The 10,914-nt window shown below is 68.2% G+C and carries 9 protein-coding genes; 6 read left to right on the forward strand and 3 right to left on the reverse strand.

From position 1 onward, the window contains the following. Positions 1-375: 375 nt before the first annotated feature. Complete coding sequence (locus tag A5713_RS01980) at positions 376-561, reverse strand: hypothetical protein (RefSeq protein ID WP_156751708.1); 186 nt, start codon at positions 559-561, stop codon at positions 376-378. 220 nt (positions 562-781) lie between these two features. Between A5713_RS01980 and A5713_RS01985 the strand changes: the two genes are divergently transcribed. From A5713_RS01985 to cydC, 6 genes are all read left to right on the forward strand, one after another. Beyond that, positions 782-2,110, forward strand: coding sequence for an adenylate/guanylate cyclase domain-containing protein (locus A5713_RS01985; protein ID WP_067918495.1), 1,329 nt, complete (start codon positions 782-784; stop codon positions 2,108-2,110). Positions 2,111-2,139: 29 nt separating this feature from the next. Then, on the forward strand, positions 2,140-2,736 hold the full coding sequence (locus tag A5713_RS01990) for an HdeD family acid-resistance protein (RefSeq protein WP_102417612.1): 597 nt from the start codon (positions 2,140-2,142) through the stop codon (positions 2,734-2,736). Positions 2,737-2,819: 83 nt separating this feature from the next. Beyond that, a complete protein-coding gene (locus A5713_RS01995) occupies positions 2,820-4,292 on the forward strand; it encodes a cytochrome ubiquinol oxidase subunit I (RefSeq protein ID WP_067918491.1) in 1,473 nt (490 codons plus the stop codon). Positions 4,293-4,325: 33 nt separating this feature from the next. Next, on the forward strand, positions 4,326-5,366 hold the full coding sequence (gene cydB, locus A5713_RS02000; RefSeq protein WP_068091985.1) for a cytochrome d ubiquinol oxidase subunit II: 1,041 nt from the start codon (positions 4,326-4,328) through the stop codon (positions 5,364-5,366). Between the two features lie 80 nt (positions 5,367-5,446). Continuing rightward, entirely contained in the window at positions 5,447-7,060 is a 1,614-nt protein-coding gene (gene cydD / locus A5713_RS02005) for a thiol reductant ABC exporter subunit CydD (RefSeq protein WP_068091988.1), read from the forward strand. Then, positions 7,047-8,684, forward strand: coding sequence for a thiol reductant ABC exporter subunit CydC (cydC, locus tag A5713_RS02010; RefSeq protein ID WP_068091990.1), 1,638 nt, complete (start codon positions 7,047-7,049; stop codon positions 8,682-8,684). The genes cydD and cydC overlap by 14 nt, the downstream gene beginning before the upstream one ends. Here the strand turns inward: cydC and A5713_RS02015 are convergent. Together A5713_RS02015 and A5713_RS02020 are read right to left on the reverse strand one after the other, a co-directional pair. Next, complete coding sequence (locus A5713_RS02015; RefSeq protein ID WP_142393436.1) at positions 8,673-9,458, reverse strand: maleylpyruvate isomerase N-terminal domain-containing protein; 786 nt, start codon at positions 9,456-9,458, stop codon at positions 8,673-8,675. The two genes, cydC and A5713_RS02015, sit on opposite strands and share 12 nt — an antisense overlap. Positions 9,459-9,533: 75 nt before the next feature. Beyond that, on the reverse strand, positions 9,534-10,914 hold a 1,381-nt coding region (locus A5713_RS02020), incomplete at its 5' end, for a bifunctional lysylphosphatidylglycerol flippase/synthetase MprF (RefSeq protein ID WP_197516269.1).

The raw sequence follows: 10,914 nt of genomic DNA on the forward strand, positions 1-10,914 counted from the left end.
CCCGTCGCGACGCACCGCGCGCGAACCCGACAAACTGGCCGAGGGCTACACGACGATGTCCGGTACTGAAGCGGCGGTTCTGTCGTCCGCCCCGAGTCCCGAGTTTGGAAATCCCGTAAAGTACATTCCAAAAGTATGAATTCGTCAATTTCAAACACTTGACGCTCAGCGGTAGGTATTGTTATTAACAGAAGCGCACGGCTGCGGTTGAATTCATTTCATTTTAACGTGATCGGCTGCTAAACGAAATGAGCGATGGGCCCGTCGCGTCGGCAGACGTCGCCACGGCCCATCCAGCACCCGCGTCGGCCCTCGCGCGGGCAGCACTCGGGAACCTATCGCGGGCCTGGCCCCGGCTGGTTTTGCGCTCTCGGGCTAATGGCTGATGCACACCTGTTCTTCTGAATGCACGACGTTGACCTGCATCGGATCGTTCTGCATCGAGTCGGTGGCGACCCGCAGCAGCGCGCCCGCGCCACACCCCACTCCGCAGGCGGGCGTCGCCACCGCGGTGCACGCCAACATCAGCGCGATCCCGATCCTGCTGCCCAGACTCGCCACACCGCACTCCCGCATTAGAGGGACACATGATCCAGATCACAGCCCGACATATGTTTAATAACACGCTGGAAAATTTTGTAAACCCCTTAAGTCAAAATTTTTCTTACAATTTCCGCGGGCCGGTGACGGCGGCCATCGAGAAGGCATTCCGGTGCGGCCTCGATCGCAATTCGCCCCGCCAAGAGCCGACAAACCCGAGCTCAACGATTACGCTTTGAACGTGGCGGCTAGGAAGTGCGGCGCCCCACCCGTGTCGGACGGCTCGTCGAGAAGCCCGGACTGCGTAGCCGCGGTGCGGGCGCAGACGCGCGACCGCAACCAGCATTACGCCGCGAGCGCCGCGCGCCGCGCCAGAATCCTCACCATCACCTCATGGCTCGCCGTGACGGTGAGCGCGAGCTTCGTGCTGGTGCAGATTCTCAGCGGGGCCTGGTTGTGGCAGGTGAGTTCGATCAACGTCATCGGCGCGATGGTCTTCGCGATGGTCCCGTGGCTACAGCGCTTCGGCGAACTGGTCGCGCCGCTCACCTTTCTGGGCGCGGCCTACGTGTCCGTCTTCGCCAGCTGCGTGGACGTCGGCACCGGGTCGGGAGCTCAGTTCTTCTTCCTGGTGGGCGCCTGCATCGTCGTGCTGTTGCTCGGAATCGAACACATCATCTTGGCCTCGGCGCTGGCCGCTGTCGCCGCCGGCCTGATCGTCGCCGTCGAGTTCCTGGTCCCCCGCGACACCGGGCTGCAGCCGGCCTGGGTCCAGTCGACCGGTTTCATCGTGACCGCGGTCTCCAGCGTCGTGATGGTGGTCGTGACGGTGTGGTTCGCCCTTCGCGACACCGCTCGCGCCGAGGCCGTGATGGAATCGCAGTACGAGCGCTCGGAGGCGCTGCTGGCAAACATGTTGCCCGCCAGCATCGCCGAGCGGCTCAAGGAGCCGGACCGCGGCATCATCGCCGACAAGTTCGACGTCGCCTCCGTGCTGTTCGCCGATATCGTCGGGTTCACCGAGCGGGCCAGCGGCGCGGCGCCGGCCGACCTCGTGCGCTTCCTCGACCGGCTCTACAGCGCCTTCGACGCCCTGGTGGACAAGCACGGCCTGGAGAAGATCAAAGTCAGCGGCGACTCCTACATGGTGGTCAGCGGGGTCCCGCGGGCCCGACCGGACCATGCGCAGGCCCTGGCGGACTTCGCGCTCGACATGGCCAATGTCGCGGCCCGGCTGAAGGATCCGCACGGCAATGCGGTCCCGCTGCGGGTGGGCATGGCGTGCGGGCCGGTGGTTGCCGGTGTCGTGGGTTCGCGGCGCTTCTTCTACGACGTGTGGGGCGACGCGGTCAACGTCGCGTCCCGGATGGAATCCACCGACTCGGTGGGCCGAATTCAGGTGCCCGAGGCCATGTACGAGCGCCTCAAGGACGAATTCGTGCTGCAGGAGCGCGGCCACATCGACGTCAAAGGCAAAGGCCTGATGCGCACCTGGTACCTGATCGGTCGCAAGGCGACCGACGAGTCGGCCGATCTGCTGGCCGAGGATTCGCGTACGGCCCACGTGTAGCCCAAAGTGCCCTATACCGGGGGCGGCGTTTGTGTCACACTGCGGCCATGCAAACCACACCTGGATCTCTGCCCGCTCCAAGTTTGTTGCCGCATCTGTGGAAATCGACCCTGCTATCGGGAATCCTGTCGCTCGCCCTCGGCGTGCTGGTGCTGGCGTGGCCCGGAATCTCCATCGTGGTCGCCGCGGTCGCATTCGGCGTTTACCTGTTGATCACCGGCGCCGCACAGGTGTTCTTCGCTTTCAGCCTGCATGTCTCGGCGGGAAGCCGGATCCTGTTGTTCATCAGCGGGGCCGCGTCACTCATCCTGGCGTTGTTGGCGTTTCGCCATTTCGGTCAGGGTTACGCAATCCTGTTGCTGGCCATCTGGATTGGGATCGGATTCATCTTTCGCGGCGTGGGCACGACGATTTCGGCCATCCAGGATCCGCTTCTGCCGGGTCGGGGATGGGCCATCTTCATCGGCATCATCAGCCTGCTGGCCGGCATCGTCGTCCTCGCGTCGCCGCTGGAATCCATTGTGACGCTGGCGCTCGTGGTCGGGGTGTGGTTCGTGGTCCTCGGCATCTTCGAGATCGTGTCGTCGTTCAGCATCCGGAAGGCCTCCAAGGCCCTGACCGGCTGACGCCCCTTGGTCGCGCCGCCCCGACCCTTCTACTACACTGCGTAGTAGCCGTGCGTACGGCCACGCAGTCCTGGGAGTGACAGATGAATGTCGTCGATATTTCTCGGTGGCAGTTCGGTATCACTACCGTCTACCACTTCATCTTCGTGCCGCTCACCATCGGTTTGGCGCCCCTGCTCGCCGTCATGCAGACGGTGTGGGTCGCCACGGGCAACACCGCGTGGTATCGCCTCACCAAGTTCTTCGGCAAGCTGTTCTTGATCAACTTCGCCATCGGCGTGGCGACGGGGATCGTCCAGGAATTCCAGTTCGGCATGAACTGGAGCGAGTATTCGCGGTTTGTCGGCGACATCTTCGGCGCGCCGCTGGCCATGGAAGGCTTGTTCGCCTTCTTCTTCGAGTCCACCTTCATCGGGCTGTGGATCTTCGGCTGGGATCGGCTGCCGAAGCTGATCCACCTGGCCTGCATCTGGATCGTCGCAATCGGTGTCAACATGTCCGCGTTCTTCATCATCGTGGCGAACTCGTTCATGCAGCACCCGGTCGGCGCGCACTACAACCCGGTTACGCACCGCGCCGAGCTGGACAGCATCGGCGCGCTGCTGGGCAACAACACTGCGCGGTGGGCGTTTACCCACACCGTCAGCGGCGCGTTGCTGACCGCTGCGACGTTCGTCGCCGCCGTCAGCGCGTGGTTTCTGGTCCGTTCCCGCCGCCCGGAAACCGCCACCCCCGCCGGTGAATCGGATGCCCGCACCATGTTTCGCCCGGCGGCCATCCTGGGCTGCTGGGTGGTGCTGCTCGCGGCCGTCGGCCTGTTCTTCACCGGCGACCGCCAGGGCAAGCTGATGTTCGTTCAGCAACCGATGAAGATGGCTTCCGCGGAATCGTTGTGCAGCACCCAAACCGATCCCGACTTCTCGATTCTGACCGTGGGCACGCACAACAACTGCGACAGCATCACCCGCGTGATCGAGGTCCCCTACGTGCTGCCGTTCCTCGCCGAGGGCCGCACCAGCGACGTCACGTTGCAGGGCGTGCGCAACATCCAGCAGGACTTCGAGTATCGGTTCGGCCCGAACGACTACCGGCCCAACCTGTTCGTGACCTACTGGTCGTTCCGCGCCATGATCGGGTTCCTCGCCGTTCCGGTCTTGTTCGCGCTCGCGGCGCTGTGGCTCACCCGCGGCGGGCGGGTGCCCGGCCAACGGTGGTTCTCCTGGCTGGCGCTGCTGACGATTCCCACGCCGTTCCTGGCGAACATCTCCGGGTGGGTGTTCACCGAGATGGGGCGGCAACCCTGGATCGTCGCGCCCAATCCCACCGGCGACCAACAGGTTCGGTTCACCGTCCATGAGGCCGTCTCGCAGCATGCGCCCGGCATGGTCATCACCTCCCTGGTGACGTTCACCCTCGTGTACGCGGTGCTGGCGGTCATCTGGTTCTGGCTGCTCAAGCGGTATGTCACCGAAGGGCCGCGGGAACACGACGCCGAACCGGCTCCGCCGCCCGCACCCGGCGAGGACGAGGTGGCGCCGCTTTCGTTCGCCTACTAGGCGCCGGCTCACGAACTAGAAAGGAGCTGACCGATGGGACTGCAGGAGTTGTGGTTCTGCATCATCGGATTGCTGTTCCTCGGTTTCTTCGTCCTGGAAGGCTTCGACTTCGGCGTCGGCATGCTGATGGAACCGCTCGCCCGCGTCGGCATCGGTGAGCCCGAGCCCATCCGGCGAACGGCGCTGAACACCATCGGCCCCATCTGGGACGGCAACGAGGTCTGGCTGATCGTGGGCGGCGCCGCCATGTTCGCCGCCTTTCCCGGCTGGTACGCCACGGTGTTCTCCACCCTGTACCTGCCGCTGCTGGCCATCCTGTTCGGGATGATCCTGCGCGCCGTGGCCATCGAGTGGCGCGGGAAGGTCGACGACACAAAATGGCGGGGCTGGGCGGATTTCGGCATCGCCGCCGGTTCCTGGCTGCCCGCCGTGTTGTGGGGTGTGGCGTTCGCGATCCTGGTTCGCGGACTCCCCGTGGACGGCGCCGGCAAGATCGACCTGTCGATCGCCGACGTGCTCAATCCCTACACGCTGCTGGGCGGCCTGGCCACCGCCGGGCTGTTCCTGCTTTACGGTGCGGTCTTCATCTCCCTGAAGACCTCCGGCGCCATCCGTGACGACGCCCACCGGCTGGCGGTGTGGCTGTCGCTTCCGGTGACCGGACTGGTTGCGGGCTTTGGCATCTGGACACAACTGGCCCACGGCAAGGACTGGACCTGGCTGGTGCTCGCGGTCGCCGTGGTGGCGCAGCTGGCGGCCGTGCTGCTGGTGTGGCGGCGCGTCTCCGACGGCTGGGCGTTCACGTGCACGGCGATCGTCGTCGGGTCGGTGGTGATCCTGCTGTTCGGCGCGCTCTACCCCAACCTGGTGCCCTCGACACTGAACCCGCAGTGGAGCCTGACGATCCACAACGCCTCGTCGACGCCCTACACCCTCAAGGTCATGACGTGGGTCACCGCGTTCATGGCGCCGCTGACGGTGGTGTACCAGGCCTGGACGTATTGGGTGTTCCGGCAACGGATCTCGGCGGACCGGATACCGCCGTCGATCGGCCTGACGAGGCACGTGTCCTGACCGCAACGAACTCGCCGCCCGGATCAAGATCGAGAGCGCGGGGGCCCCTGGACCCGCGACTGTGGCGGGCATCGAGCGCGTTGCGGCGCTACCTGGGCGCAACGGTCTGCTGCGGAGTGGTGATCTCCGGCTGCGCGATCGGCTCGGCGGTCGTGCTGGCGGGCGTGGTCGCCCGCGCCGTGCGCGACCATGCGGCGCACGGCCTGCGGGCCTGGCTCGGGCCGCTGTCGATCCTGTTGGCGCTGTGGACCGTTCGCACGCTGGCGCAGTGGCTTCAGGGCCGCCTGGGCCAACGGGGCGCGAGCGCGGTCATCGCCGAGCTGTCCGGTCAGGTGCTGACCGCGGTGACGGCCCGGCAGCCCGGTGAGCTCGCCGCCCAACGCGACGAGGCCGCGGTGGTGGTCACCCGAGGTCTCGACGGCCTGCGTCCCTACTTCACCGGCTACCTCCCCACGTTGTTGCTCGCCGCAATCCTGACCCCGGCGACCGTCGCCGTCATCGCGTTCTACGACCTGAGGTCCACGGTGATCGTGGCCATCACCCTGCCGCTCATACCGATCTTCATGGTGCTCATCGGCCTGGCCACCGCCGACCGGTCCGCGGCCGCCCTGGCCGCCATGACGACGCTGCAGGGGCGGCTGCTCGACCTCATCGCCGGCATCCCCACGCTGCGGGCGCTGGGACGCGTCCGGGGCCCGGAACGGCGCATCGCCGAACTGGCCGCCGCGCATCGCCGCTCGGCGATGGCGACACTGCGGATCGCCTTCCTGTCGGCGCTGGTGCTGGAACTGCTGGCGACGCTGGGCGTGGCGCTGATCGCGGTGGGGATCGGGTTCCGCCTGGTGTTCGGCGAGATGACGTTGGCGACGGGCCTCACGGTGCTGTTGCTGGCACCCGACGTCTACTGGCCGCTGCGCCGGATCGGTGTGGAATTCCATGCCGCGCAGGACGGAAGGACCGCCGCCGACAAGGCCTTCGCCCTCATCGGCGAGCCGGCTCCCCCGCGGGCCCAGGGCCGGACGGTCACCGCCCGAGGCGCGGAGATCGGTCTCGACGGGCTCAGCGTCGCCGGCCGTGACGGCCATGCGCCCCACGACCTCACCGCGGTCATCGCACCCGGCTCGGTGACGGTGCTGACCGGACGCAACGGCGCGGGCAAGAGCACGACCCTGCAGGCGATCACCGGGGTCACCGCGCCGACGTGCGGCCGCGTGACCGTGGCCGGAGTCGACGTCGCCGACCTCGAGCCCGGCGCGTGGTGGCGGCAGCTGTCCTGGCTTCCGCAGCGCCCCGCACTGGTTCCGGGCACCGTCCGGGACAACCTGGTGCTGTTCGGCAATCTCGACGATTTTGAGACGGCTTGCGCGGCATCCGTTTTCGACGCGGTGCTGGGTGACCTGCCCGACGGGCTGGACACCGTGCTCGGCCGGGGCGGCGTCGGCCTGTCCCTGGGACAGCGGCAACGGCTCGGGCTCGCCCGCGCACTCGGATCGTCGGCGGCAGTGCTGTTGCTCGACGAGCCCACCGCCCACCTGGACGCCCGGGCCGAGCAACGCGTGTTGCGAGCGATCGTGGAGCGCGCCCGGGCCGGCGCGACCGTCGTGGTCGTCGGTCACCGCGAACCGGTTCTGGCCATCGGCGACCGGGTGGTCGAAGTGGTCGCCGACAGTGGGGTGCGTTATGCCCCGGTCTGATCCGCTGTTGGCGGCCGCGCCGCTGCTGCGGCCCCGGCTCCTCCGCATCGTGGGGGCGATCGCGCTGGGTGTGCTGTCACTGGGCAGCGCGCTGGCGCTGGCCGGCGTCTCGGCGTGGCTCATCACGCGGGCCTGGCAGATGCCGCCGGTGGTCGACCTGTCGGTCGCGGCCGTCGCGGTGCGCGCGTTCGCGATTTCGCGGGGCGTGTTGCACTACTGCGAGCGGCTGGTCACCCACGACACCGCGCTGCGCGCGGCCGGCACCGCCCGGGCGGGGATCTACCAGCGGCTGGCCCAGGGGCCCGCGGCGGCCGCCGTTCGTCTGCACAGCGGCGAGCTCGTCACCCGAGTGGGCTCCGACGTCGAAGAACTGGCCAACGTGCTGGTGCGTGCCGTGGTGCCGATCGGCGTCGCGGTGGTACTGGCCGTGGCGGCAACCGCGGTGATCGCGGCCATCTCGCTACCGGCCGCTGTGGTGTTGGCGATCAGCCTGCTGGTCGCGGGCTTCGCCGCTCCGCGACTCGCGGGCAAGGCCGCGGCGAGCCAGGAAAGCCTTGCGCGGCAGCAGCATTCCCAGCGCGACACCTCGGCGATGATCGCGCTGGAACACGCGCCCGAGCTCCGCGTCGCCGGCCTGCTGCCCCGCGTCATCGCCGAATCGCAACGCCGCCAACGCGCATGGGGGGCGGCGCTCGACGCCGCCGCCAGGCCGGCCGCCCTGGCCGAAGCCGCGCCCACAGCGGCGATCGGGGCGAGCGTGCTGGGCGCGGTGGTCGCCGGCATCGGCCTGGCCCCCTCGGTCGCACCCACCACGCTGGCCGTCCTGATGTTGTTGCCGCTGTCCGCATTCGAGGCGATGACCCCGCTACCGGCCGCCGCCATCCAGTTGACGCGGTCGCGCATCGCCGCGCGCCGGCTGCTCGACCTCACGGCGGGCGACCTCCCGCAGCAGCCCGAATCGGCCGCGGCCCCGCCGGAACCCGCGGCCGTGTTGGCCGCCGACATCCACGCCGGGCACGCCGGAGCCGCCCGCTCGAACCGCATCACCCTGGAGCTCCCCCCGGGCGCCCGGCTGGCCGTCACCGGTCCCAGCGGGTCCGGCAAAACCACGCTGTTGATGACGCTGGCCGGGCTGCTGTCCCCGCTGGAGGGACGGGTGACCCTCGGCGGCACCGACGTGACGGACTTCCGGGAAGAGGACTTACGCGGCGCGGTCGGATTTTTCGCCGAGGACGCGCACGTCTTCGCCACGACGGTCCGGGACAACCTGCTGGTCGCCCGCGGAGACTGCGCGGACGCCGAACTGGGGGTCGCGCTCGATGCGGTCGGGCTCGGCGCCTGGCTCGCCGGTTTGCCCGACGGCCTGTCGACGGTGTTGACCGGTGGCGCGCAGGCCCTTTCGGGCGGTCAGCGCAGGAGGCTGCTGCTGGCGCGGGCGCTCCTCGCGCCCGCCCGGATCGTGCTGCTCGACGAGCCCACCGAACACCTGGACGCCGTCGACGCCGAACCGATTCTGCGCGACCTGCTGGGCCCCGGTTCCGCGCTGATGCCCGCGGACCGGACCGTGGTGGTGGCTACCCACCACCTACCCGACGACATTGGCTGTCGCGAACTACGAATTTGAGTCAGCGCCGCCGGCGCGGCTTAGTCGCCGCAACACGTCGGCTATCGAGTCGGCGTTGAGGTTCGGGTCGCGCATCCTCGAGGGGCAGCGTCCCCACAAGAGAAGCGGCAGCTCGTGGGGCCGCAGCTCTATCACGACTCCGCGGCCGGTCGGCTGCTGGGATAGGCCCTCCCCCGGCGACACAACAACATCCGGGCGGCCACCGCTGCGCAGCACCACCGGCTGCGCCCGCGGGTCCGTGCGACGCCAGCGCTGCGCTTCCGCCAACGCGGGCACCGCGTCGAACACCGCGACCGCGTGGCCCACCATCGCGGCATCGGAGAGCAAGCGGACGCTGACGTCGTCGTCACCCACGAGATCCCATCGGTGCAGCACCACCTCGCTATGACTATGCATGCGAAGCCGCTCGGCGCTCATCGTCCACCCCGTGTACACGATCGTGTCGCTTTCGCCGAGCGCCGCCACGGCCGACTCGAAGCGAAACGCTTCGTCTACCAGCCGTTCTCGAAGCGCCGCGTCGGGCATCGCCCGGAATGGCGGCTCGCGCACCTCCCACGAGCGGGTCGCCCTGGCCGGCTCACCCGCCAGGTGCTCGTCGATGAGATCGGCTCGTTCCTTTGCGGCGGCCGCCACGTGCGCGGTGAGGTCATGGGCGCTCCAACCTGAACACCAGGTGGGCGCCGTGGCCTGCAACCCCGACAAACTCGAAATGAATTCGCGCATGGCTTCATCGCGCAATTTCGATGCGGCCGCCAGGGCAATCTGAGAACTCACGCCCTCCACTCAACAGCTCACCACGGCGAGAAGCTGGCGGTTTTGCGACCTCACAGCGGTACCGGATCGATGCGATCAGAGGTGTCGCCGGCGCGGCATGAATTCCAGCGACAGCAACACGATCAGCAACGTGCCGATCTGCGTCATCGAGACCAGCGCGTAGCGCCGGGCGTCCAGCGCGTGAAACTTGCGCACGTATCGGTACAGCGACTCGAGCGCGATCAACGGGTCGAGGACGTGGATCAACCGATAGAACACGCGCTGGACGCGGGTGCGATCCTTCTCTTCGAAGATTTCCGGGAAGGCCGCGAATGCGAGCGAAAGCCGTTGCGCGCCATTTTCTTTGCCGGCCATGATCATGTCGACGCTGAGCCGCTCGTCGATGCCATTGGGCGCCCCGCGCCGGCGCCACGGCACGTCGAGGGTGATGTCGCTGCCGACGCCGGCCGTCGCGTACCGGTGGAAGCCCTGCACCTTGCCCGAGGCGTCCCTGGCGACGATCAGCTGTATGCCGGGGAATCGGCCCTCCAGCACGCCGTCGAGGTTCATGTGGAATCCGCGCTCGGTGTGGGCCGCTTTGCTCGACGCGCGCACCACCTCGGTCAACTCGGCCAGCTGCTCGGGGTTGAGCTCCTGTTCCCCGACGATCTCGGTGGTGATGCCGCAATTGTGCGTGCGCTTCACCGCCTGACGCAGGTTGCGGAACTTGCGTCCCACCAAGTCGAAACCGGTGACGTCGACGACCACGTCGCGCCCGATCGGGACGGCGCGCAACGACTGCCCGATCACCGCGGAGTCGCTCCACAGGCCGAGCCGCCGCTCGCTGCACCCCACCACCGCGATCCGCCAGCCGTGGGTGTGGCACATGGCCGCGAAGTCGGCGACCAGCTCGGGGAATCGGGTCTCGTCGCCGATCGGGTCACCGCCGACCACGGCGATGCCCAGGCGTGTCCGGTAGGCCAGCGCCGCACCGCCGTCCGCAGTGAAGTGGTAGCTCTTGCCGGTCTGCATCGCGAACGGCGCCAGCGGGTCATCCGTGGTGGCCTGGATCAGATTCCAGGCCCGGGGCAGGTCCTCCGGACGCGGATGCGACGACGTCGGCCACATCAGCACCATGCCGGAGCAGGCGATCACCACGTCGCCGAGCAGGTCGAAGGCCAGCACGTGCAGGCCCAGGCCTGCCAGCACGAAGAAACCCGCGGCGGCGGCGTGCGTCGCCGTCACGGGACGGCCCAGGAAGATGCCGCGCGCGATCCACGCCACCGCGACAAGGACCGTCAGCGACCACGCCAGTCGATCGGTGTAGTGCCAGGCCGGCTGGTGATGGTGGCGGGCAAGGATCTCGCCCAGCCAGCAGGTGGCGCTGAGCAGGGCCAGCGCACCGATCAACCGGGCTGCCCGCGAATCGACCGAGACGACGACGCGCTCGCGCGCGCGGGGCTTCGCTGAGACCTCG

The sequence above is a fragment of the Mycobacterium sp. E2497 genome, assembly GCF_001668695.1.
Classification (GTDB): Bacteria; Actinomycetota; Actinomycetes; order Mycobacteriales; family Mycobacteriaceae; genus Mycobacterium.

Bases quoted from the DNA above. Each gene is read 5' to 3' on its own strand.
- A5713_RS01995 (WP_067918491.1), top strand. From the start codon at position 2,820: ATGAATGTCGTCGATATTTCTCGGTGGCAGTTCGGTATCACTACCGTC.
- cydC (WP_068091990.1), top strand. From the start codon at position 7,047: ATGCCCCGGTCTGATCCGCTGTTGGCGGCCGCGCCGCTGCTGCGGCCC.
- cydB (WP_068091985.1), top strand. From the start codon at position 4,326: ATGGGACTGCAGGAGTTGTGGTTCTGCATCATCGGATTGCTGTTCCTC.